The sequence below is a fragment of the Methylobacterium sp. 77 genome, assembly GCF_000372825.1.
Taxonomy (GTDB): Bacteria; Pseudomonadota; Alphaproteobacteria; order Rhizobiales; family Beijerinckiaceae; genus Methylobacterium.
On the sequence record NZ_KB910516.1, the window covers coordinates 2,149,273 to 2,174,083 of the forward strand.

The 24,811-nt window shown below is 62.4% G+C and carries 16 protein-coding genes and 1 tRNA gene; 12 read left to right on the forward strand and 5 right to left on the reverse strand.

Features of this window, described 5'->3' with window-relative positions:
- Positions 1 to 252 precede the first annotated feature (252 nt).
- The 12 genes from A3OK_RS0110235 (at position 253) to A3OK_RS0110290 (ending at position 13,509) form a co-directional block, all read left to right on the forward strand.
- Positions 253 to 558 carry a SelT/SelW/SelH family protein gene (locus tag A3OK_RS0110235; RefSeq protein WP_019904771.1) on the forward strand — a complete coding sequence of 102 codons (306 nt, stop codon included), beginning with the start codon at positions 253 to 255 and terminating at the stop codon, positions 556 to 558.
- Between the two features lie 80 nt (positions 559 to 638).
- A complete protein-coding gene (locus tag A3OK_RS0110240) occupies positions 639 to 2,783 on the forward strand; it encodes an HWE histidine kinase domain-containing protein (RefSeq protein WP_026597110.1) in 2,145 nt (714 codons plus the stop codon).
- Positions 2,784 to 3,356: 573 nt separating this feature from the next.
- Positions 3,357 to 4,688 (forward strand): methyl-accepting chemotaxis protein, encoded by a 1,332-nt coding sequence (locus A3OK_RS0110245; protein WP_245259338.1) that lies wholly within the window; start codon positions 3,357 to 3,359, stop codon positions 4,686 to 4,688.
- Between the two features lie 131 nt (positions 4,689 to 4,819).
- Positions 4,820 to 6,358: an AMP-binding protein gene (locus A3OK_RS0110255; protein WP_019904774.1), complete on the forward strand. Its 1,539-nt coding sequence runs from the start codon at positions 4,820 to 4,822 to the stop codon at positions 6,356 to 6,358.
- A gap of 126 nt (positions 6,359 to 6,484) precedes the next feature.
- The gene (locus A3OK_RS0110260; RefSeq protein WP_019904775.1) at positions 6,485 to 7,315 is read left to right on the forward strand and encodes a glycosyltransferase family 2 protein; all 831 of its coding nucleotides are present in this window, start codon (positions 6,485 to 6,487) and stop codon (positions 7,313 to 7,315) included.
- 12 nt (positions 7,316 to 7,327) lie between these two features.
- Positions 7,328 to 7,419: transfer RNA gene (locus tag A3OK_RS0110265), tRNA-Ser, on the forward strand.
- A gap of 405 nt (positions 7,420 to 7,824) precedes the next feature.
- Positions 7,825 to 8,613 carry a hypothetical protein gene (locus A3OK_RS23960; protein WP_155911993.1) on the forward strand — a complete coding sequence of 263 codons (789 nt, stop codon included), beginning with the start codon at positions 7,825 to 7,827 and terminating at the stop codon, positions 8,611 to 8,613.
- A 215-nt stretch (positions 8,614 to 8,828) separates the two neighbouring features.
- A complete protein-coding gene (locus tag A3OK_RS23310) occupies positions 8,829 to 9,953 on the forward strand; it encodes an adenylate/guanylate cyclase domain-containing protein (protein ID WP_019904777.1) in 1,125 nt (374 codons plus the stop codon).
- 9 nt (positions 9,954 to 9,962) lie between these two features.
- Complete coding sequence (locus A3OK_RS0110280; RefSeq protein ID WP_019904778.1) at positions 9,963 to 11,573, forward strand: adenylate/guanylate cyclase domain-containing protein; 1,611 nt, start codon at positions 9,963 to 9,965, stop codon at positions 11,571 to 11,573.
- The gene (locus A3OK_RS0110285) at positions 11,566 to 12,300 is read left to right on the forward strand and encodes an E2 domain-containing protein (RefSeq protein ID WP_019904779.1); all 735 of its coding nucleotides are present in this window, start codon (positions 11,566 to 11,568) and stop codon (positions 12,298 to 12,300) included. The genes A3OK_RS0110280 and A3OK_RS0110285 overlap by 8 nt, the downstream gene beginning before the upstream one ends.
- A gap of 167 nt (positions 12,301 to 12,467) precedes the next feature.
- Positions 12,468 to 12,782, forward strand: a complete 315-nt coding sequence (locus A3OK_RS23565; RefSeq protein ID WP_081631181.1) for a helix-turn-helix transcriptional regulator — start codon at positions 12,468 to 12,470, stop codon at positions 12,780 to 12,782.
- A gap of 22 nt (positions 12,783 to 12,804) precedes the next feature.
- Positions 12,805 to 13,509 carry an ImmA/IrrE family metallo-endopeptidase gene (locus A3OK_RS0110290; protein WP_245259339.1) on the forward strand — a complete coding sequence of 235 codons (705 nt, stop codon included), beginning with the start codon at positions 12,805 to 12,807 and terminating at the stop codon, positions 13,507 to 13,509.
- A gap of 208 nt (positions 13,510 to 13,717) precedes the next feature.
- Here the strand turns inward: A3OK_RS0110290 and A3OK_RS0110295 are convergent, their stop codons facing one another.
- The 5 genes from A3OK_RS0110295 to A3OK_RS0110320 form a co-directional block, all read right to left on the reverse strand.
- The gene (locus A3OK_RS0110295; RefSeq protein WP_019904781.1) at positions 13,718 to 15,256 is read right to left on the reverse strand and encodes a hypothetical protein; all 1,539 of its coding nucleotides are present in this window, start codon (positions 15,254 to 15,256) and stop codon (positions 13,718 to 13,720) included.
- Positions 15,257 to 15,347: 91 nt separating this feature from the next.
- Entirely contained in the window at positions 15,348 to 18,089 is a 2,742-nt protein-coding gene (locus tag A3OK_RS0110300; RefSeq protein ID WP_019904782.1) for a helicase-related protein, read from the reverse strand.
- A gap of 26 nt (positions 18,090 to 18,115) precedes the next feature.
- Complete coding sequence (locus A3OK_RS23570) at positions 18,116 to 21,043, reverse strand: anti-phage-associated DUF1156 domain-containing protein (protein WP_196805431.1); 2,928 nt, start codon at positions 21,041 to 21,043, stop codon at positions 18,116 to 18,118.
- On the reverse strand, positions 21,040 to 21,687 hold the full coding sequence (locus A3OK_RS0110315; protein ID WP_019904785.1) for a DUF3780 domain-containing protein: 648 nt from the start codon (positions 21,685 to 21,687) through the stop codon (positions 21,040 to 21,042). The genes A3OK_RS23570 and A3OK_RS0110315 overlap by 4 nt, the downstream gene beginning before the upstream one ends.
- 10 nt (positions 21,688 to 21,697) lie before the next feature.
- Positions 21,698 to 24,811 carry a DUF499 domain-containing protein gene (locus A3OK_RS0110320; protein WP_019904786.1) on the reverse strand — a complete coding sequence of 1,038 codons (3,114 nt, stop codon included), beginning with the start codon at positions 24,809 to 24,811 and terminating at the stop codon, positions 21,698 to 21,700.

The window sequence follows — 24,811 nt, forward strand, 5'->3', positions numbered from 1 at the left end:
CTCGAAGGTCGCGGTGGCATCGGGACGCAAGACTGACGACATCGGGGTCTCCTTGTAACCGGACGCGGCATGGCGGAGCCTGCTTTCGCCGCCCGGCGACTTTTTGGCAGATAGGGTCACGGCGTCTCTCGAGAAAGGCCGGCCCGCCGCTCCAACGCGACAAACCTTCACCCACATCCGGCTGCATCCGAAAGCACGACTCTCCCGAAGTCCAGGTTGACAAGCAACCGTGCATGGGTCGCTGTGCCGGCCATGGACGAAGAGTCACCTGCCCCACAGGTCGAGAAACCCAGGGTTTCCATCACCTACTGCACGCAGTGCCAATGGCTCCTGCGCGCGGGCTGGATGGCGCAGGAACTCCTTTCCACCTTCCGTGATGAGATCGGAGAGGTCGCCCTCGTCCCCGGGACCGGCGGCGTGTTCGTGATCGCCTGCGGATCCGAAACGATCTGGGACCGGACGCGGGACGGGGGATTCCCCGACGTGAAGACCTTGAAGCAGCGCGTCCGCGATCGGCTGGCGCCGTCCCGGGACCTCGGTCACATCGATAGGCCATGAACGCCGAGACCAAGAGCGAAAAGAAATCCGGCTCAGACGAGAAGACCGTCGGCGGATGGCAGGGAACAGGACCGGGGCGCATGATCGCGCGCATCCGGCAGCGCGGGTTCTCGACCCAGGTCTACCTGATCGCCCTCGTCGTGGCGTTGATCGGGCCGGGCCTGCTGTTCACGGCGATCCTGCTCGTGCGCTATGCCGGAACCGAACGGGCTCGGTTCGAGCAGGATGCGCGCGAGAACGTCCGCGGCATCGCCCTCTCGATCGACCGCGATACGGCGGGGCTCGTCTCCGTCCTGCAGACACTGGCAACGTCGCCTCGCCTGAAGGATTCGGAGTTCGAGAATTTCGACGCGCAGGCGCGGCTCGTCCGTGAAACCGTCGGACTCGACATCCTTCTGCGTCGGCCCGACGGACAGCAATTGGTGAACACGTCGGTGCCGCGAGGGGCGCCTTTGCCGAGGACCACCCTCCCCTTCGATCGCGAGATCGCGTCGGGCACGCAGCGGGCAATGATCTCCGGCATTCTCTCGGGAAGCATGCCGGATCGTGCGACCTATGCCATCGCCGTCCCGGTCCAGAACGAGGGAGAGGTCGCCTACCTTCTCAGCTTCACAGCGCCGGTGAACAGGCTGCAGGGCATCCTCGGACGGGAATACGTGCAGGGCTGGATGACCGGAGTTTCGGACCGGGATGGACTCGCCCTGGCCCGAATTCCAGACCCGGCATCGATCGTCGGCCGCCCACGTCTGGCGACGCTTCGCCAGCGCCAGGCCGAGACGCCGGGCGTCTGGGAAGGCAAGGATTTCAACATGCGGCCCGTCACGGTGGTGGAGGCGCGCTCCCGCCTCACCGGGTGGACGGTAAGCGCCGTGATTCCGAAGGCGTTGGTGGAGGCGAGGCTGCGCGGCTGGATCTGGGCCTTTACCGGCTTCGGGTTCCTCGTCCTCGCGACGTCGTCGATTCTCGCCATCAACCTCTGGTCCAAGGTGTCGCAGCCGCTTCGCCGTCTCGTGGCGAGCGGGCCGGCTCTCGCCAGAGGTGAAGCGATTCCGCGCATCACTTCGCCGATCCACGAGATCCGCCGTCTCGGCGATGTGTTGGCGGACGCATCCTTGCGTCTGCGAACCCGAAGCGAGGAGCGCGACAGGGCGCTCGCCGAGACGGAGCGCGGCCTCTCTGCACTCCGCGAGAGCGAGGCCCGGTTCCGGCACATGGCGGATTCCGCGCCCGCACTGATCTGGATGACGGATGAATCGGCCGAGATCAGCTTCGCCAACATGCATTTCGATCACCTGTTCGGAAAGCCGGCCAGTGCGCTGGCGTCCGGCGGATGGCAGACGATCGTCCATCCCGACGACCTCCCGGCATTCTCGGCCAAGTTTTCCGACGCCTTCGCCGGTCGTGTTCCGGTGAAGGCGGAGGTGCGGGTGCTGGATCGCGATGGCGAGGTGCGCTGGCTGCGTTGCGAGGGCGTGCCGCGCCTCGACGATACCGGAGCCTTCCTCGGCTATACCGGCTGCAACGTCGACATCACGGATGCCAAGCGCGCGGAGGAGCATCTTCTGCTCCTCATCCACGAACTGAACCACCGCGTGAAGAACACCCTCGCCACCGTGCAATCCATCGCGATCCAGTCCCTGCGCGGTCTCGATACGCCGGAGGCGGCCGCGGCGAAGGCCGCGTTCGAGGCCAGACTCCTGGCACTCGCGCGCGTCCACGACGTGCTGACGCGCGAGAGTTGGGAAGGAGCGGAGCTTGGAAACGTCGTGGCCGACGCCATCGCTCCCCTCGATTCCGCCGGAGCCGCCCAGTCCCGCTTCATCGTGTCCGGGCCGCATCTGCGCCTCCCGCCACGGCTCGCCCTCTCCATCGCCATGGCCCTGCACGAGCTCGGCACAAACGCCGTGAAGTACGGCTCGCTCTCTCAGGAGGGCGGTACGGTGACGATCGCTTGGAGTGTGGAGAGAGGCGCAGAGATACGGCTCCTGCTACGCTGGAGCGAGAGTGGTGGACCTCTGGTGACTCAGCCGACCCGCACCGGGTTCGGCTCCCGACTCATCGAACGCAGCCTCGCTCGTGAACTCGCCGGCGAAGTCCAGCTTCTGTTCGCGGCGAGCGGGGTCGTCTGCTCGATCGAGGCGCCCGTGCCACCACCGACATTGCTGGAGCGCAAGGCCGGGATTATCCCGGCACCGACTGCGCCGCGTCTTCCTCGCTCGGCCTGATACGCCTCGGCCAGCGAAGGGGATCACATGCGAACGCGTTCTCATCGTCACGAATTATAACGATCGCATATGGTGTGCTGGCTGGAATCCTGAGTCGAGATGAGTGCACGGACGTTGGTGTGCAGCATTATAGTTGAATTAAATTTCTATTATTACACCGATTTATCTGTAAAAATGATTAGACCTTACCGATATTTTACATCATTTGCTAGTTGAGGCTATATTTTGGAGATATTAAGTCGATAAAATCCGTTTTATCAAGATATTGGCACTTATCTAGACGTTGGGAAGAATTAAAATCGCAACGAGGTCCTGATAGCGAGATGCATCAGAGGATCGAACTGTCGGCCAATTTTCGACTGTCGAGTCTCAAAAACCCGGTTGCATCGCAAAACATTGACTGACATCGCATCGGGAGAAAAATAGCCATCCCTGCATTCCGGCGCGGCGCAAAAAGCTGTCCGCTAAGGCAGCATTAAGCAATAGGTTCTAAGCCTTTTCCAATCGACGGTTTAGGATCGTAGTTTGATGATTGGCTTTTCCCGCAAGCGTGCCGTCAATGAAACGGTTGCGATGCCTGCCGCGGCTCAGCAGGTCGAGGCCGATGATCTCCGCCTCAGCGCAGCTGTCGAGGCGCTGATGTCGAGCCAAGGAATGGCCGCGGTCGATCTGCCGGACGGAAAGCTCAAATCTTCGCTCGAGCGGTTTCGCAGCCGCGGTGCGGACGACAACCAACGCAACCTGTCCTCCATCGCCTCGATGGCGAAGGAAGCGTCCGAAGCAGCCATCAACATCGGCTGGATGACTTACGATGTCGGCGAAGTCGCGCGTGCCACGCAGACGATCGCCGGAGCCACCGAGGAGATGGCGGCTTCCATCGCCGAAGTCTCGCAGACGTCCGACACGGTCGTCACCGTCGCCCAGGATGCGCTGACCGCCATGAGCGCCTGTATCGGCGACGGGCGAGAGGCCAAGTCCGCCATGCAGGAGATCGATGCCCGCACGTCGCTGATCTCAGACCGCGTCGTGGTGCTGGAGCGCGCCATCGCTCAGATCGAGGTCATGGCGACCGCCATCGCGTCCATCTCAGCCCAGACCAACCTGCTCGCCCTGAATGCGACCATCGAAGCCGCACGTGCGGGCGAAGCCGGGCGCGGCTTCTCGGTCGTCGCCGCCGAGGTCAAGTCGCTCTCCGCCCAGACCGCCAAGTCGACGGGTGAGATCCGCGGCCTTCTCAGCACCCTGACGGCGGAGATGGGGGCCATCTCCGTCGCTGTCGGCGAGAGCCGCAACGCCGTTACCTCCGGCCGCGCGATCGTCGAGCAACTGGAAATGCGGGTCGAGCAGACCAACGAGCGGATCTCCCAGGCGAGCGACCTGAACCAGGCCATCTCGCAGATGCTGTCCCAGCAGCGTTCCGCTACGGCGGAGATCTCGACCAGTGTCCAGAGCATCGCCGGCAAGGCCGCCAAGACCCATGAGGAGATCGACAAGATCACGATCCGCCTCGTGAAGGCGGAGAGCTTCGGTCGCAGTGCTCTCGCTGCGGAGAGCGAGCGCGTCACAGCTTACGGCTTGGTCAGCTTGCCGGCGGATATCGGCATGTGGAAGCGCAAGCTCGCCCGCATCCTCGTCGGACTCGCTCCGGCGGATTCCACCGATGCGACGATGCTCGGCCGCCCTAACCACAGCGTTTGCACCGACCTGAAAAATGGCCCCATGCGCGATCATCCGGCGCTGGGCCGCCTCTCCGCCTCCGAAAAGACGGCTCTCGACGAAGCGGCGAAGATGGTGGCGGCTGTTGCCGCGAATAACTGGGACGTCGGCACGCCGGCTTACCAGGCCGCTGCCGCCGCCATGAAGGAGATGCTCCGCGCCGCCAACGATCTGCTCGACGGCAAGTAGGCCGTCACCGTCAGCCATCGCGGGTGGCATCCTTTTGAATCTTCCGAAACGCGCGGTCGAGCCACTTGTTGCCGACCGCGCGTTTCGTCATGGCTTGGGCCCGTCGCCATGATCGAGCCCGAACCGTCCCCATGACCCGACCGGACGCCTCGCCACCGCCCCGTTTCAACGCCGCCCGCCATTGCCTCGCGGACAACGCAAGGATCCGTCCGGACAAGGTCGCGCTGATTATGGCCGGTGCGGGCGAAGAGGCCCGGCGCCTGACCTTCGCCGAGGCGGACCGAGCCGTGCGCGGCATCGCCGGCGGGCTTCTCGCCCTCGGCTTGAGGCGTGGCGACCGCGTGATGATCCGGATGGGCAACGAGGCGGATTACGTCCTCGTCTATTTCGGTGCGCTCGCAGCCGGCCTCGTGGCGCTGCCCTCATCGCCGCAGCTCACGCCGGCCGAAGCCACGTTCCTGATGGAGAATTCGGGTGCCGCCGCCGTGGTGACCGGTGCGGGCAACCGCCTCGACGTGACGGATGCCGGCGGCCGGATCCTGCTCGGCCCGTCCGACATCGCCGCGATGAAGCGCGCCGACCCGATCGCGGATTACGCCGATACTGCAGCCGACGATCCCGCCACGCTGGTCTACACCTCCGGCACCACCAGCCGGCCGAAGGGCGTCCTCCACGCCCATCGCGCGATCTGGGGGCGGCGGCCGATGCATGCCCACTGGCTCGGCCTGACGGAAGCCGACGTCATGCTACATGCCGGCATCATGAACTGGACCTACACGCTCGGCGTCGGCATCACCGATCCGTGGTCCTGCGGCGCGACCAGCGTGCTCTACGACGGCCCGCGCGATCCCGCCGTGTGGCCCGCCCTCATCGCCCGCCACGGCGCGACACTTTTCGCTGCCGTACCGAGCCTATACCGCCAGATCCTAAAATACGCCGACCTCGCCGCCTTCGATCTCTCAAAGCTGCGCCATGGCTGCACCGCCGGTGAGGCGCTTGCCCCCGAATTGCTGGAGGCTTGGACACGGGCGACCGGCAAGCCGCTCTACGAGGCCCTCGGCATGAGTGAGATCTCGACCTACGTCTCCAGCGGCCCGACCATCCCTGTCCGACCGGGCTCTCCCGGCAAGCCCCAACCCGGGCGCCGGGTCGCGATCCTGCCAGTGGACGAGACGGACGAACAGCTGGCGACGGGAGAGAGGGGTCTCCTCGCGATCCACCGCTCCGAGCCGGGCCTGATGCTCGGCTACTGGAACAGGCCCGATGAGGAAGCGACCGTCATGCGCGGCGAATGGTTCGCTGGTGGTGATCTCGCGAGCCTCGACGAGAACGGGTACCTCTGGTTCCACGGCCGCAACGACGATCTGATGAACGCTCTCGGATACCGGGTCTCTCCCAACGAGGTCGAGGGCGTGGTGAGCTTGCACCCGTCCGTGGCCGAGGTCGGCGTCGCCGAACTGCCCGTCCGGTCCGATCTGACGATCATCGCCGCCTTCGTCGTCCTGAAACCCGGTAAGGAGGCGGACGGATCGTCGATCCTGGCCTGGTGCGGCGAACGGCTCGCCGCCTACAAGTGTCCCCGCGAGATCCGCTTCCTCGACGCCTTGCCGCGTACCGCGAACGGAAAGGTGCAACGCAAGCGCTTGGCCGAGCAGCCGGTCGTGGCGTGAGTCGGTCAGCGCTCGCGCATCTTGCGGGACATGGCATCCGGCACCGCGCCCTAAGCTTTCGCTTCACATCGGATTTTTCGAGAAAGTGGTATCGGCTGGTCGGGCCGATGCCGTAGAGGCCTCACCATGTCCGCGTTGCCGCTCTCGATCTTCCTCATCGCCTTCAACGAGGCCGACCGGATCGGCGCGACCATCCGCGCCGTGCGCGACCTGACCGACGATCTCGTGGTGGTCGATTCCGGCTCCACCGACGGGACGCAGGCCTTGGCCGCCTCGCTCGGCGCGCGCGTGATCCATCATGCCTGGCCCGGCTATGGCCCCCAAAAGCGCTTCGCGGAGGCCGAGTGCCGTCATGACTGGCTCCTGAACCTCGATGCGGACGAGGTGGTGCCTCCGGACCTGGCGGATTCCATTCGTGCCCTGTTCGCCTCCGGCGAGCCCGCCCATCCGGCCTATCGCATCGCCATCGCCGAGATTTTTCCGGGTGAGACCAAGCCGCACACTTGGGCCTATGCCCTGCACCCGGTGCGCCTCTATCGCAAGGACAGGGGCCGCTACTCGCCCTCCCCCGTCCATGACCGGGTGGAGCTCAATCCCGGTGCGAGCGTCGGACGAGCCAAGGGCGTCATCCACCATTTCTCGGTGCGCTCGCTCGGCGATCAGCTCGACAAGCTCAACCGTTATTCCGACCAGCAGGCGAGCGACCTGGAAGCCCGCGGGGTCACGATCCCGACTTGGCGAATCTTCGTCGAACTGCCGCTGAATTTCCTCAAGGCCTATTTCGGCCGGCGCCATTTCGTGCGCGGCGTCTACGGCTTCCTCACCGCCACGAACTACGCGATTTCCCGCCATCTCAGGGTGGCGAAGCATTATGAACGGCGCACGGCGCTGATTTCCATGCCCTTGCCGTCCATCGAGCCGGCGAAGCGGGTTGACCCGTCCGACGCGAAATTCTAGAGCCACCCCTACGGAGACGTGGCCGAGCGGCTGAAGGCACTCGTTTGCTAAATGAGCATACCCCGAAAGGGGTATCGAGGGTTCGAATCCCTCCGTCTCCGCCATCTACCCCAAGCCGCTGTAAGCCATTGGCAGACAAGTGGCTTTTTCTTTGCCGAAAACACATTTGACCCCGATATGACCCCGACGCTGAAGCGTGTGGAAAACCCTGGTCGATGGGGTCGAGACCGACTCCAGGCACCGTCGCGAATGCGTCGCTGTGCGATTGGCGAAAATGATTCTGGCCACCACACGAATTTGGATCTGTCGCCGCTTCAGTTCAGGGGCCGGAAGGGAGCTCAGACTGCTGGGTGGTGGCGATGCACGGTTTGGGATGCCAACCGGCTGGGTCCCCAGGGGGCTCGCCTATTCTCGGCGGCCGGTCAGAGGTGACGTCCTGCAGCGGAGGCTGACGGGTCCTTAAGGCCTTGCTGACATGATGTGCAGAATGCGACCGGTCATGTGCACGGATGTCTAACCAGGCTTTTTTCGATGCTGTCGCCGACGCGCTTGTCGAGCAGGGCGTCCGCGTCACCTATGACTCCTTGAACGATGCATTCAAAGAGCGTGACCGCGCCTCCGGAGGACGGGGACGTGGGAAATCGGATCGGGATCTCCAACGGCCGTTCGACGACTGGAAGAGGCGTCGTCGGTATCGTCCATACCTCGCTCATCTCGACCTGCCGGATGAGATGGACAAGGCGATTGCGTCCTTCGTTGAAAGGGCCATGAGCGTCGGTCGGCAACATCCCGCACCGAAACCTTCTGCACCGGATGCGAAGCCCGTTGGGCCGGCTGAAGGTGAGCCAACGCTAGGACAGCAGTTCGCCGAGTTCGCGGCCTCGGTGCAGGAGCAGCTGGATGCCCTTGCGGAAAATTATCGCTCTCTGCGAGACCAGGGCATCACGCCCTCTACCCGCCACGTAGATCCGCCCGCACTCAAGGAACCGTCTGCTCGCAAACGTGAAGGCCGTCGACGTGGTCTAGCCGCTGCGATGGGTCGCAAGTTCTGGGATGCCATGATGCAGGACTTTGTGAAGGCGATACGCAAACGCGGCCCCATGACGGCGACCCAGTTGCTTGAAACATTGGATGAAGATGCTCTCGCGATGGCAGAGGCCGCCTTTGAGCCGGTGACGGTCGTCACACTCACCGAAAAGGTCGATTTTCGGGTCAAGAAAGGCCGCTTCTTTCAACGGACGTCGGAAGGTCTTTACGACCTACTCCCGAGGCGTGCCGCCCGCGCCAAGAAAGACTAGGGATCGCAAAATTCGAGCCTCTGCTTTTCGCCCTATCCAACCACGCGCTACCCATCCACGAGATGGTCAATGGTAACAGGTAGGACGTAGCGCTACCTGTTACCTCTTTAGAATGCGCCGGTCCGAGGCGTCGAACGTGCGAACCGCCGGCGAACATCGCTATTGACCTCAGCTAATCGCGCGATAAGCTAAATCCCGTACTTGAGGGATTCGGCATGGCTTCGACCACCCAGACTGATACCGGCGTGCATCGCTTCCTGCGCCGCTACGCCTCCGACCCGGAGCGGCTGGCAGCCGTTTTGGTGACCGAGTTCGACTTGGTCTCATGCGCCGCCGATCACACTCTGTGCCGCGCGGGGGATGAGGCCGACTGCGTCTGGATCGTCGAGGACGGCGAATTCGGTATCCGCACCTCCCACAAGTTCACCAGTCGCGGCCTGGGGGAGATCGTCGGCGAGGCCGCCTTTTTCAGGTTGCGACAGGATGGTGGTCCGGCCCGGCGCGGTGCGGATGTCGTCGCAACGAAGCGCTCGAAGGCATGGCGGATCGACCGGGCGGTTCTGGACGGCCTCGACCCGGAATGCAGGGCCATGTGGCTGGAGGCCATCTGCAGCGCCCTCGTTGCGAAGCTCGACGAGGCGACGGAGCACCGTGCGGCCCTTACCGGTGAGGTTGGGGACATCGAGGACGTGATCGGCCGCTTCGTTTGCTCGGATGGGGTCCAGGCCGCGCTCGGCGCCATGCGGGTATCCATCCCAAAGATCAGGCCGGTCAAAAAACACGTCGTGGCCTGGTTCAGCGATATCTCCGGGTTCTCGGCCCACGCGGTAGGTCTGGAGCCGGCGGCGACCGCGGATGCCGTCGAACTGCTGATGGAGCCCCAGGTCCGTGCGATCAGCGCGGCCGGCGGCCAGGTCGACAAGTTCCTCGGGGACGGCTTGATGGCTTGGTGGCCCGCGATGGACGAGGCCCGCCTGGCGAAGGCGGCGAACGCCGCGGCCATGGCGGCGCTGGCGTCCGTCGAGGAGGTCAGACGGATCGCCTCGGAAAACGGCTTCGAGATGGGCCTGCGGATCGGGTTGCATCTCGGCGAGGCCGTGGTCGGCGATTTCGGCGCGGCCGGGCGGAGTGCCTACACCATCATCGGCGAGACCGTGAACGCGGCGAGCCGCTACGAGCAGTACAAGCCCAAGGACGGGCAGCCGGACGGCCCCGTGCGCATCAGCGACCGGGTCTACGGACGCCTGCATGCCGACGGTAGGTCGCGGTTCAGTCCCGACCCCTTTGCGATGCCGGACAAGCACGGCCGCACCTATCCCGCTCATTTTTCCATCGCTTAAGGAACGGCCATGGCCTGGGACAACTCGCGCAGCCGCGCGCGCATCGCCAACCTGATGGGGACCGTGCCGAAGGCGGCGGTTCTCGTCGAGACCTTCGACCAGGGCTATCTCGACCGGCGTCGGATCGACTTGGGGCGTCGCGGTCGTCGGCTCGGTCAGGACGAGGCACCGATCTTCAGCGTCCCGGACCGCCGTGCGGTTCTCGTCGACGGCGTCCATGTCTATGTGAACCTCATCGATTACCATGACGCGATGCTGGAGGAGGGCCGCGAGACGGAAGCCGCCCATCGCCGGGTCATGCAGTTCCTGCACCTCCACTACTCGGCCGCCGACCGGATCGTCGCCGACTACGAGGCACAGCGCGTCGACTTCCATGGGCCACGCCTGCATGCCGTAGTGGTGACGCCGCCCGGGGGAGGTAACGAACGACAGAGGGTCCTGCGCGCCATCGCGATGGCGAACGCCCTAAAGGACACCATCGAAACGGCGGCTCCTCGCCTAGGTAAGACGAACCTGAACACCCGCGTGCGCATCGGAATCGATACGGGCAAAGCGGTCGCGATCAGCAGCGGCCGGAAGCATGAGCCGGAGCCGCTCTTCCTGGGGCGGCCCGCGAACCACGCCGCCAAGATCGCGGACGGCGACCGGCCGGGGATCTACCTGAGCGACAACGCCCGTGCCGTGGTCGGTCAGCCCCGGACAGGCTCCCTGTTCCACGAGCGTGCCACCGCGTTGTCCGACACGGAGCGTCTCGGATATCTCAACGAAAGCCTCGGACGCTCATTCTGGACCCAGGACAGCCAGCCGATCCGCAACCAGGTCGATGCCGCCGTGCGGTCACTGAAGGCGGACGCCGTGCTCATGGAGAGCCTGGCGACCGATGCGGTCTTCCGCTTCCACCATCACCCGCCGCCCCTGAGTACGGTCGATTTCGGCGACCTGACGCCGAGCTACTCCGTTCGAATGCCGATGATGTCGGTTTTCGCCGATCTGGACGGCTTCACCGCCTATGTGGACCGCTGCATCGCGACGAACCAGATCGCTGCCATGGTAGCCAACCTGCATTGCATCAGAGGCGAGCTCGCTGCGGTGGTGAAGCAGGACTTCGACGGTAGGAAGGTGCGCTTCATCGGCGATTGCGTCCACGGCATCGTCGCTGAAGGTACGCGCGTCGAGACCGACAAGGCGGCCTCGGTCGAGACGGCGGTCCGGATGGCGGGCGGCATCCGCAGTTCATTCAACCTGTGCCAGGCGATGCTGGGCGGCATCGATGACCTTGGCATAGCCATCGGACTGGAGCTCGGCCCGACGCCCGTGACGCGGCTCGGGATTCGTGGCGACCGCAGCGTGAGGTGCGCATCGAGCCGAGCGGTCTCGGGATCAGAGGCGCTTCAGAAGGAGTGCTCGGGAACGGAAACGAGCCTCGGCGAAACCGCCAAGGAAGCCGCTCACTTGCGGGTGAGGCAGATCTTCCGCTCGGGCAAGGCCGGCAACCTGGACTATGCGGCTGTCGAGGCATTGCTAGACAAGCCGACCGTGCCAACCGCAGCAAGGTCGGTGGCGGCCGCGCCTGCGGTAAGGCGGCCGGAGCCGGAGCACCGGTTCCATGGGAATGGCTAGCGGCTCGTTCGCGCTGGCAATCGCGGCGGCGCCCGACTGGTTCCGGATCGGCGCCACCTCCCAAAATCGTGTCATCGGCCTAGCCGCGGTTCCCATCAACGCCGTGGAGGCGACGTTCGAGGTTGATCTTGAGGTTAGGACGGTCGGCAGGGCCGTCAGGGCTAGGGAACTCGTACCCGGAACTCGCTTCCCGATCCGGTGCTTCGAGCGGCATATCGAGGGGGAAGGCTGGTTCTGCCTCGGTCTCGCGGACCAGGTGGCCATCTTTGACGGGCAATCGGCCACGACCTGGTGGGAGCGGCTGGAAACCTACCTGCGCATGCAGCGTACGGCGACCAAGACCGGCCTATGGCCTGAGCATCACGCTCTCTCGCATGGCGAGGCTGGCCTCCATCACCAGAATGCCCTCGATCATGCCCGGAAGGCCGGCATTTCCGATGCCTATGACACGTTTATGCAGGGCGACGCATCAGTGTTGACGGTACTCGATCCGCTTTTGCGGAAGGCGGGTGACCGGCTTCGAAACGGTCGCTGCCCGTGTCCTTGCGGGCGCAGGCGTCGGGATGGGCAACCTTTTCTGAGGCGGAAATGCCCGCATCGCGAGGATGTAGTTGCGGTTCTGCGGGAGGAACGACTGCGCAAGGAGAAGCTGGCGGTCTTCGTCGAGACCACGAAGCGTTCGGGCATGTCCTGCTGCGGCACGATGCAGATATGTCCGCTGCGGTGACATGGTTCGGACGCGGACGAGCCCCCCAAGGGGCCGACGAGGCATGGGCCGGCGGTGCGAGGCGTTGAGCCTGCGGCGTCTTTCACCATAACTTTCAGAACGGCTACCCGACCGAATCATGCGATGGTACGCTGATCCGCGAATTGGCTTACAGTGGTAGATCGACCATGACCGCAACATTTGGCTCATACATCGTGAGCAGGAGAAAAGAACTTGGCATTAGCCAAAAGGAACTTGCCAGTAAAATCCTGAAGGAAGAAGACGGCAAGCCTATTACGCCTCAGTATCTTAATGACATTGAAAAAGACAGGCGACAGCCAAATTCGGAGCATATCATCAATCAATTTTCAAAGGCGCTTGAAGTAGAGGCCGATTATCTGTTTTATCGTTCTGGAATATTCCCTGCCGATGTGAGACAAGCAAATATGCCTCGTGAAGAGGTCGTGCAGATGTTCCGGGCCTTCAGGCGAACGGCAAAATAGGGTTCACGACGTGATCTCTTGGGTGGACGACAGGACTGGCCGCTTTGGTAAACGCCCGTACTACCGGGAGAAGGACCTCGACAGAGCCTGCGAGGTCATGGTCCGGCGCCTGCTGCAGGATAAGGTCGGATGTGTTCGGTTCCCGCTTACGACCGACGAGTTATTCGTCCTCGTCGAGCAACACGTCTCCGACCTCGATGTTTATGCCGATCTGACGGATGAAGGCTTTGAGGTAGAGGGCGCCACCGACTTCGCTGTCGGAAAGCGCCCGGCCATCAAGGTCTCCGAAAAACTGTCAGCCAGCGAGGGACGGGAGAACCGGTACCGGACGACGTTAGCCCATGAGCTCGGCCACGCGGTCTTCCACGACGAGGTGTTCCAGTTGCGCTTCGCGTCCGGGGATCTGCTAAGCGACCGAGGCGAGGCACGCATCGTTTGCAAGCGCGAAACGATGATTGACGCCCCTCAGGTTGATTGGATGGAATGGCAGGCGTCCTACGCCAGCTGCGCGTTTCTCATGCCGAGGGAGGCGATGTCTGACCTGCTCCGGCCGCTCGTGGTCGCAAGCGGTAAGCTGGCGCCGTTCCGTGTGGGCTCCGAAACCGCGAACGTCCTGATTGCAACCGTGATCGACGCTTTCGCGGTGTCGCGAGATGCTGCAAGGGTGCGGTTGACCAAACTGAACTACCTATCGGACAAGCCCGTGGCGGCGACGCTCTTCGACTGATGCAAACCTTTTAGGCGCGACGCCCAGATCGTTCGTCGATGGGAGCCTTATCGACGGCTGTTGGCGCAATCTTTCGGCTAAAAGACTGATCGACATCCTGGCCTTCAGGACGGGGATTGTGTCGAGCGACCTCACTATTTTGCGGGTGATCCCGTATGGGCCGGCATGATTCTGTACGTCTCCTTCGGAGGGGCCAGAGTCGGACGTTTCATACGGAGCCCGCACCGGTCTCCAAGAACTTCACGATGGTGCGGACCCGCTTCGCATGGAAAATGGCGTCCGCCGGGTACGTCTCGCCACCGTACTCATCCTCCAAGGTCGTCCCGAAGTGCACGAAGGCGAGACCGAGCTCCGGGTTGGAAAGGTGTAGCAGGACCAGGAGCCTTCGTCCGTCCGGCAACATGGCCTGTTGTCCCCATCGCATGGGAAGTGACACGACGGTCCCCATGAACTGGAATAGGACCCCGTCCTTCTCCAGTTGGGCGAACACAGGGTCCAGGCCAGCTTCCCGGATCATGGCCGCGAGCCAACGCTTCTCGACTTGCCGTTTCGCCCCCTCCTTCAGATAGGAGCGTTCGCCCCTTGCAACCTCATGGAAACCGAGCCCCTCCTCTCTGACGCCCTCCTCGATCTCGTTGTCCATGGACTGCATGACGTGGGCCGGGGGTGGTCCCAGTACGCCCGTGCGAGAAAGTTGCAGGGTCCGATCAAGGTTGTGGTTACGGGCAAGCTGTTCGAGCTCGAAACTCCAGATCGACCCCGGGACTACCCAGATGATGAGGTCGCGATAGAGGGGATCCTTCCGCGTCTTCTCGAAGCGGTCCAGGGTCCGAATGATCTTCCCAGTCCACTCGACGACCTGGCGCTCAGCAGCCTTCACCACGTCATTGTCGTAGGCCCACTCATCCTCGTCGGCGTCGAAGCAGGCCGCCACGGGAAGCAGGACGGCACGAGAGCGGCCGACCCTGCCGAAGATCCCAACGACATGACCACTGAGCTTGAGGCGAGGCCCCGGCCTGAACATCGGCAGGTACTCCCTCATCCACGCATCGACGTCGGCGATGAAGGTCTCGGCTATGGCCGCAAAATCGTCCGACGAAGGTTTTGTCGGTACCTCGACCCGGGCAACGACTTTGAGGGCGACGATGTCTAGGCCTGGTCCGAGATACTCCAAGGTCTCCGGCGCCTCCGGCGGTGGCACCACCCGGAAGTACACCGTCTTCGAGGAACGGCCCTCCCACGCTCCTTCTACCTCGAATGCCGCCGTCCCATCGGAGGTCTCGACCACGGCAATCGCCTTCCCAGCGCGACGAACGATGCGTGCGCCGCCACGGGCATGGCCCGGACTGACGGCCAAGTGTTCGTCGGATGCGGAAGGTCCGAGGCAGGCGCGTCGCTCCTGCTGCCATCGGGCGATGCCGCCGGCGTCGGCGAAAGCCGAAACACGGCCATTCTCAGAATCGGTGCATCCGTGCTTGGGCCAGGGCTGCCCCAGGTGATTAAAGAAGACCCGACCGCCATTCGCGGCCATGAAGAAGAACACCGGGTCACCGCAGACCGGGCAACGCGCGTTCGGAATGGTGACGTTGCGCGAAACCGAGGACGCGTCGTCGTGCCCGTAGACCCTCATCTCCGGACGAGGGACTCCGGCCGGCCAGTCATCCCGGCTGACGCTATGGTCGCTGACCCAAAATGTCGTGCCGTTCTGGTTGGTCCGGTAGTGACCCGACCTGTCGAACTTCGTCATGCTTCGCCTAGACGGGACAGGGGAAAAGGCTGGGCGCGAACTCACTCGTCACGCCATATTCCTGGTTTCGTCGCCTAAACCGAGAGCACGATCACCAGCCTTTGCGCATGAACTCCTCGATATCCCGGGACGAAATGATGCGCTCGGTCCCTTCCCAGTTCAGGCCGATGTCATCTGCGATATCCCGGAAGTAGCGCCGCTCGACGGGCGACCGGATCTGCTCCACCCGCGTGGGAAACAGCTTGACCGCGTCTCGGTCCTTGAGGACGGCATCGACCCACTCGTCTTCGAATGAATCGGGAAGCTGGCCGAGCACCTTGAAGATGTCCTCGAACCGTTCCGAGAGGGCTCCGTATACCTCATCCTCGTAGGTGCCGGCGTAGCGGAGGTTTGCGACGTGGATCTCGGGTCGCGGCTGTCCGATACGTTGGATACGACCCTTGCGCTGTTCCAGCCGTGAGGGGTTCCAGGGCAGATCGACGTTCACCTGCGAACCAAGGCGCTGCAGGTTCAACCCCTCGCAAGCGGCGTCGGTTGCGGCCACCAGCTTGATCCCCCCGGTGCGTACGAGTTCTTTGATGACGTTGCGATCCGTCCGGCGGCGCTCGCCGCCGTGGAGAACGAAAGAGCGGCCGCCGCCCGCGTAGATGGCAACCGCCTGATCGGGAAAGCGTGCGGCCAGCCCCATGCCAACGAACTCAGCGGTGTCGAAGAACTGGCTGAACGCGATCATGCCGTGATCGGCAAGCCAGTTGTTGTCGGTGAGGTAGCGGATGATGACCTCGACCTTGGGATCTCGTTTCCCACGGTCGAGTACGGCGAGGAGGTGCGTCTCGACCTCGCGCAGAGCAGCCACCTCGTCCGGCGTGAGCGGCATGCGCTCGCGCTCCTGGGCGTAGAGATCCTCGTCCTCGTCGTCGATGGCCGAACCGGTGATGGCCCCGGCGAGTAGAGCCCGTGTTGTCGACAGCCCCGCCGCAACCGACGAGCCGATCCGACGTAGCAGGATGGTCTTCATGAACCCCGCCGCAGGGCGGGTGCGGGCATACAGGCCACAGAAGCGTATCGCGGCATCGTAAGCCTGGCGGAACGAGAAGCCCATCTCCAGCCCCTCGCCGGAGAAAAGTTCGGCCGGGAGCCCGTCGCCGGCCCGCGGGTGCACGACCACGCCGATCTTTGGCAGGAGGCCAGCATTCTCCAACATCGGACGGGACCGTCGTATCACGCGCCGAATGATGGGATTGGTCTGCGCCACCAGAGTCGGAAACTCGTTCCGCAACCTGCTTTTCTGCCCCTGCGAGAGATCATCATACCGGGGCCCGTCGACGCGTGCGTCGGGCAGCCGATGCCCCGTGCGCAACACCTTGTAGAAGCCAGCCTCGCCCCCCGGTGGAAGGGGGTTGCGGAGGAGCGCCCATTGGTCGGTGGGGTCCTCTGGCCACGGCTTCTCGCCCGTGAGGTAGCCGATGCTGTCGTCGGACGACCACCCCCGGCTACCCTCCTTGCCGAGGACGTGGGTCGTACCCTTGGCCAGCATGACGATGAGGTCGTGCAACTCGACCGCTTTCAGCTGGATGGGCGTGGCGGTCCCGATGATGACGTTGTCGGAGTTGGCCGCAAGCCGCTCCATGAAGTCCAACAGGCGTTTGGCACCGACTCGGGCATCGTCCTTCCCGCTGCGGTCCGCCCTGGCCTTATGCGCCTCGTCGAGGATCACCACCCCGAAGTGCCGGTCCCGCAGGTGCCGGATCTCGCCATCCTCGTCTCCACTGACGATCAGCCCGGTCGAGACGATGCCGACGCGCATCGGACAGCGGGCGACCGCGCTGGCGTCGCCCTTGGGCGACACGGCGAATTCCTTGCCGTCGAGCCACTGCTTCTTGGCCGAGGACCAGATGGCGGACGGAAGCCCGAGCATGTCCTCCAACTCGGTCTGCCACTGCCGCGTCAGGGTGGCCGGCGCCAGGATAAGCACGCCGCCTCCCGAGAGGAGTGACAGCACCAGAGCGGCCGCGGCCATGGACAGGGTCTTGCCAAGTCCGACGTCGTCCGCGATCAGGAAGCGCGCCTTGCCGTATAGGGCGTGGTCGTCGACGCATGCCTGGACGAAGCGCTTCTGCCAGGGGCGGAGGATCTGGCCCGTCTTGTAGATCGGTCGTTCGACCAGGGCGGCGGCAGGATTGGAAAGACCCCCCTCCTTCCGGGCTTGTTCGATGGAGCCGTACTCAAGACGTTGCGAGACCGCGCCGATGTGGCTGATGACCGCCTCCGGCAGGTCGACGCCCAGGTCCCAGAAGTGCTCGAACTCCTCCCGCACCCATTGGGTCGCCTCAGGCGCGTCATCCTCCCAAAGGATCTCGTATGAGTGCAGTAGGCCGGTGGCGCTCTCGTTCATGGAGCCGACGAAAGCGGTCGAGCCGCCGTCGCGGAACTCCATGATGCCGGCCTTACCGTGGACGAACACGTTCGTGCCGTCCCGTGGCACGACCTTCACTCGCATGCGCCCGGACGCGAGCAGGTCGTGAAGGATGCGATAGCGGCCTTTGGCGAGAAGCTCTTCGATGCTGGACTGTCCGGCCATCCAGCCAGAGACAAGGGCACGCGACAGGGCGTCGGAACCCTCGCTGGCGGCCTTGGCGATTCTAACGTCGTTCGGATCGAGCTCGGCGTTGCACACCACCCGGATCTCATCGACGCCGGAGAGCTCCTCCGACATGAGCTCCAAGAGCGACGACCGGAAGTATCCGGCGATGCGCAGGTAGCGGCGCGAGCGCGAGAGCCGCTCGCCCAGGACGTCACGCAGGGGCTCGCGACGAGAGGAGTGACGCAACATGACCACCGGCTCGCTCCAGCCCGCCCTCAGACCTTGTCGACTTCGAGGCGCTGGCCGAGAAGGTCGGCCGCAGAGCTCTCAACAGGTCGCGTTCTCGTGGTCTTGGTTGAGACGTACTTAGCGAGCGCGACAAGCTTGGCCCGGTTAGGCCAGTAATCCTGCCCTAGTTCCGTCTTGAGAAATGCCAATCCCTCGCGCGGGTCGTCCTTCTGCATCGTCTTGTGCGTCGCGAAGAGCACGCGGCGCAGGGGAGACGTCCCGAAGCCCTTGCCGCCTAGCATCCTTGCCTTCAGCGCACCCGCACCTGCGAGCGAAGCTGCGTTCGCCTTGGTCGAGTCCATCAGATCGGCGTAGTCCGCAACAGAGAAGGTTCGGGCGAAGTCCTGATAGTCGGCGAACTTAGTCGTGCCCTTGCTCTCCATGTCGAGCATGCGAACGTAGAACCGAGACGGCGCATCGAGGTCCCGCCACATGGCAGGGGGGAAACCATCTGGAACAAGCTTGTTGTTGGCGACTGAGGCTGCGTACTCGATCAGCTCGCGGATAACGGTCTTCTCTCCCTTCTCAAGCTTTCGGTAAACATCCGCACCAACTTCCTTTCGGTCGATGGTGGCATATGTTGTTATCACTCTAAGCGCTGCAGCATAAGCTGCAAGCTGAAGATCGCCGTCCGTATATAGTCTCTCGAATGTCCAGTCTTCATCAAGGGCATTTAGCGAAGATAGCTGATGGTCAACTGCCTCCTCAATTTCCCCTTCAATGTCCATGCGCTTGATATTTCCCGATAGCACGCGCTTACGGAGCACAAGGAGAATTGTTCCCTGAACGTAATTACCTTCTCTTAAAGCGCTTTCGGTCTCGGTGACTATGTTCCAGGCTGCGGAAACACGCAGACCAGCAGCCCACATGATAGCAGCAAGATCAGCCCAAACACCCGCATCCTGGTGAGTGAACATAACCACTTGCTGTCCGTCGTCAGGCATATGGTTCGCCATCGCCCGATAAGCGGCAATCATATCAGATCGGAATTTTTCATCACTACCTTTGATCGCGATTGGACGCTGCGAGTCCCAGGTCCACTTATCGAATGGCGGATGCGGACGGCGACTAAGCCAAGCGATAAAGAATTCTGTTATTTCATGGTAATTGACAGCATCTGCGTAAGGCGGATCGGTAACAAAGATGTCAGCATTGAATAAAATATCGCTTGCAGGATGAGAGTTTACTACGCCTATTGTCCCGATGTGAGAATATCTCCGATCCTCGTCAATGAACGTTAGCATGTTATATGCAGCGTAACTCCCATAAGTGTAATACGTATTGAGTGCTTGGTTTGCAAATACATTTGCAGGCGCATCGGCGCGACTTGCGGAGGGTATCCACGTATTCAGTTTCGACGATCTGTCCAGCATGCGAGCTAAAATGATGTTCATCAAAGGCGATGAAGCAACCTTGTTGAATTCAGCAAAAAACAGGAGTTGCCGCGCAGTGTATAGGTGATGCCAATAAGTCCATCCACGCGTACGAATTGGCTCGTCCGTTTTGCCACCCCGTTGAATTTTCATCTCTGGTACGAGACCTGCACTTTGCCACCGTGCAAGGTTCTCACCAACTATAGCGTCCACCTGATTTTCTCGAACCAAATCTTCTTCAGTGACGCCAGCGAAGAACGTTTCCTGACGACCGCCATCAACCCTTGGGTTTCTTATCCATTGTATACAATACAAACGCTCTTGGAAAACATCGTCCGGCAGAGGCTTGTAATCTTCCTTTTCCCACATACGCAGGCCGTTACCGTTTAGACCCTCCGAACGAAAGTCCCCTCTGATAACCTTCACCGCGACGCCATCTCGGTTCGGGTTCATTGGGTGAACCAAGCAGCCGCCTACAATGGTACCGCGCTCTGCACTGGCCATCGATGCAGCATCAACGCCGCTTTCGACGATTATGTCATATGTTTTACTTGCTTCATTGGGAACAAGTTTTGCTATAACATTCTTTTGCTTAGAAATTACCCACGATGGAGCCATTGGCACCATCCACCCAGTCTTTGGACACTTGGTCTCCAGACAATATAGATAAGCTTTTGCTTTGTTTCCAGAGCTATTACGCTCGATCCCTAAACGGTCAATTTCGGCTGCAACTAAGTCCGATACTCGGCGCTGCTCCACCTGAATGATAGTTCTGTCCTCAGGAGCCGACCCAATTATATTAAAGCCGCCCCAGGTAAGCATGCAGGCGATAGGGTTTAGGTCCGATGCATACACATCGCATCCCATGCGCGCCGCTTCGAACGGGATTGAACCTCCGCCGCAGAACGTGTCCGCAACTCTAGGTCTATGACCATAGCGCATAATTCCAAGCTGTTCGATCAACTCCGCCATTGATTTGGCGGATGTACCGAGATGTTCGTTGATTATACGCCAGGCAGGTGCGCCTATAATTAAATCACCTACTTCTTCCGGACGGTGAGTATATGATAACCGACTGTCGTAAGGAAGCGTAGAAAGCCATTGGGCGATCAAAGTGTCGCGCTCGTCACGCTTCAACGTTTCCCGCCAACGTGCTCGACCGGCCGCATTAATATCAACTAAATCGCCGTAGAGATCAAAATCTGTGGCAATATCACTTGGCTTAATTGACTTTATTCTTTGAGCGAAGCTGGAGTCATCCATGCCCATTAGCAGTAGGAATACGCGAAGGTCATTTACTGGATCAACCGTTGCCGGCAATAAACATCCGAGCAGCGTTGCACGCACAAGGATTAGCGGCTTGCGTCCTTTCCAGTAAGCCCCAAGAGAGGTTAGAGTCTGGCCTTGTTTAGCCATTCTTTCTTTGTAAGCTTCAGCCGATATTCTCCCAACGGGAAATTGCGCTTCGATAAACGATGGCGCATCCTTGAGGGAATACGGAGTCACCGCGGGTTTCCTCTCAGCATGATGATGGATGTTCACGCGAATGCCTCCAGTCGACCCGAGATGGCCCTGAGCGCGGCGAACTCGTTGCGCTTCTGCGCGACGTCAGGCTGTTGAGTGGCGCCTGTGTTCTTCCTCGGTGGCAAGTGCCCCCGACCTGTCATGACCCCAAGGGAGAACACGTCGCGCTTCGTCCCAAAGCAAAGGGCCTTACGCAAAGCGTCGCGCCAGCCCATGCCGACCTGGTGCGAGTAGCCCGTCGAGGCGGCGGTCATGGTGTAGAGCCACCAGCGCTCCTCCGGCTTGAGACCAAGCCAGTTCCGGATGGCCACATCGCAGTGCTCCACGGACACGTCGTCCTGCTCGATGGCCCAGACCAGGACCAAGAGCTCCTTACCAAGCAAGCGCTGGACGCCGTTATTTCCCTGAGCCCACGAGCCCGAACGCTTGCGTTCGGTCTTGAGGCGCCGATTGAACTCAGAGCGCACCTCGCCCGAGACAGCGTCCCATTTTGCCTTAGGGAGCTGGGCTCGAAGGATCACCTCCGGAGAAAGAACCGGATCGGTCGCGACCGGAGGGCGACCGAATACCTCGAAGACGTCGACCGTCTCCTTCGTGGCCCGTGGCACCTGCACGAGGTAGCAGTGCTCGACGTAGTAGTCGGTGCAATCGAAGTCCGCCATGATGCTCCCCTCAGACGCCTTCGTCCTGCGCCCACTTCATGGTCTCGAAATCGAGACCCACGGCGTCGGCGAACACCTTGTAATCCTTGCCCGAGGCGAACCGGGTCTCGTTGAAGCTTGCGCTTGCCCGGCTCGCGGTGAACCCGCCCGACTGGGAGACCGAAGCGATGACCGCCGTCACCGCTTCCGCCGTCATCGCCACACCCTCGCCGAAGGTGATGTCGGCGAACACGTCGCTGTCGACGGTTCCGATCTCAATCTGCCCCCCGCGCACGGAAGCCCCCGTAGCCGCTTGCAGCGCCGTCATCGCGTCGGTGAGACGGGTGATGGAATCGAAACGCAGAGCGTGGCGCAGCAGCAGCGGCCGGTCATCGCGGATCTCTCTAGAGGGCTGAGGCGCCTGAGACCCACCGCCCAGGGCCAGGCGCACCTCCTCGCCTGATCGTCCGTCGATCATGGGCAGGAGCCGGACTTCCTTCGCGGAGGTCGGCACCGAGAGCGGGCTCGTGACCACCGCGGCCTGCGCCGGGTCCGAACCGTCGAAGGATGCACGGACCTGGGCCAAGCGAGGGACAACTGTCCAGTCGATGATCGTCCCGGTCGATGTCGAAGCCGCATGGGCCGTGAGCTTAACGGGCGCGAGCCACTCAACAGGCGGACCCGACTTCGCCTCTCCCCGGCTGTCCACCGGCAGGAACCAGGCTCTGGTCGCGCTGGTCTCGTAACTGCGCCCGACGACCTTCCCGGAAACCGTGGGGTCCGGATGGCCCGTCTCCGAGGCGTAGACGGTGTCCGCCTCCTCGGGCGTCACAATCAGCTTGTAGACCCCCTTCTCCAAGGCGGCGTCGAGCGAGCCTTCCAAGCGGACGGTGACGGACGTGACCCGCTCGAACTTCTTCTCGACCAGCCCGTTGCGCTCGCGCCAGTGCTTCGTGCGAACGCTTTCGGCGACGAGGTGGTCGAGCCCGCCGGAGGAGAGCCAGTACCAGCCCGCCTTGGCCGCCGCTTTTCGCCTCAGCTCGCCGCGCTGCACCGCATCGGCGTCGAAGAGCTCGTGCTCGGCCTCCTCGCGCAACGTCGCGATCTCGGCTTCGAGCTTGGCCGCCGGATAGTATTTCCCGCGGGACTCCAGGGTCTTGAGGATCTGCTCCTCGCCCCGGTAGTCGTTGTTATCGAACTCCATGCGGAACTGCCCGTAGTCCCGCAGGCCCGATCCGGTCGGGAAAACGAGGGTGGTGAACGTCTCGCGTACGGCTGAGGTGAAGCTGTTCGCGGCGCGGCCCTTGATCGCCTCCACCTCGCGCATCTGGCTGGTCTCCTTGCCGTGCCGCGATGCGATGGCCTTCTCAACGATGGAGATCGCACGCATCTGGCGCGCGATAGTCCGCAGCGACCCGAGTGAGTTCAGGTCCGCCGTCAGGATCAGCACACGATTCTGGCGGTCGAGCTTTTTCCACCAATCGACGAGGGCCGGCGGCAGGCTCTGGGCCGGACGCTCGACGATGATCAGCGTCACGTCCTCGTCACCGACCTTGATCTCATCGAGTGAGGGCAGGATGGCCAGGTTCTTGTTGTAGAGCGCTTTGGTCTTCGGCTCGAAGACCTCTGCGAGCTTGTTGCGTAGCTCCTGGTCGACGACCTCCTCCGCTAAGCTCGTGGCGGTGTTGTTGATCTCGGATACCACGTTCGCCGTCTGGCCGAAGTAGATCCGCTCGTCGGGGCCCTTGAACAGATACTCGGCGTTGCCGCTGAGCCTATCCAAAGCCGTCGAGATCGCCGGGGTCCGGGTCAAGGGGTCGATCAGGCACTCGATGATCTCCGACCGCCGCAGGCCAAGGATGGGCTGCTCCGCCGTCGAGAGCGAGGACATCAGGACGAGCTTGGCGACTGAGGTCGCCGTGGACGAGCCTTCGCCGGCGTCGACCTGCTCGGCCAAGGCGTTGCCTCGGTCCGCAATGTCCTTCGAGATGGCGTTCGTGAAATGGTTGTTGATCTTGCGGATCTCCTCGACCGTCCCGGGATGGTTGAGGTCGAGATGCTGCAGGCCGATGAGGAAAATCGAATCGTCAGATGCCCAGGCATTCCGGACGGCGAGACGAAGGATACGGATGAGAGCCCGGGTTTGTTGGTACCCAGGGTTCTCCTTGAAACGGGCGACGATGTCTCGGATCGACGGATGGAAGGGGTAGGTTTCTCTAATCCGGGCGATGAAGCTCTCGGGTATCGATGGAACGTCGTCCACCTTCTTTGCCCGATTGAGCTCGTCGACGTAGGCCTGGGCGATCTCGTCAATGACGTCGCCGTCCGGAAGTTTGTCGAAGAGTTTTTTCCGGATGATCTGGAAAACTTCGCCCGAGTTCTGCTGCACCGGCGTGATAGCCTGGGCGTACTTTCCGTACTGCTTGTTGAGCGTATTGATGAGCGTTTTCAGCTTGCCGGAGCCCTCGGCGAAGACGTCGTCAATAAGGTTCGTGACGACCACGCAGGCCCGCGGCAGCTGAGACAGGGCGTTGAACAGACGCTCCAGGGCGCCGATGGTGATGTCCGCAAGCGTCGAGTTCCCAACCGCCTGGCCCTCAGCCATCTGCAGGTAGCTTGGGAGCTCGTCCAATAGGATCAGGACGGGGCCGTCGCCGAGCGCTTCGACCCAGTCATCGACGCCTGGGGTCTTGGCCCCATCCTTCCAGAAGCGCGTCATAGCTTCCGGCCGCCCGAGGCGATCAGCGATCTCGCCCCAGAGGAAGTTGGAGGGGTTCTGATGGCCGTTGAAGATGACGACCTTTGCCGAGCCGAAGGTCGCGGTTGGGGCGATGTTAGGTATGATACGATGGCGTAGGCCGTCGTCCTGGGCGAGCAGGGCAAAGGCAATCAGGGAGTGCGTCTTGCCGCCACCCATCGACTGGGAAAGATAGAAGGCGCCGTCCCCGGTTCTGCCCGAAAGGCGGTCAAAACCGTTCCGGACAAGCGCATTTAGACCCTCCGTAAAGTGGTTGCGCCGGAAGAATGCGTCGGCGTCGATCTTGCCCTTGTGCAGGTCGTCTAGGTTGGCGATCTGATCGACGAGACCGTCCTTCGAGACGATGTCGCTGAGTTCGCAAAGCTGCCGTACGCTCTGAATGGCCAT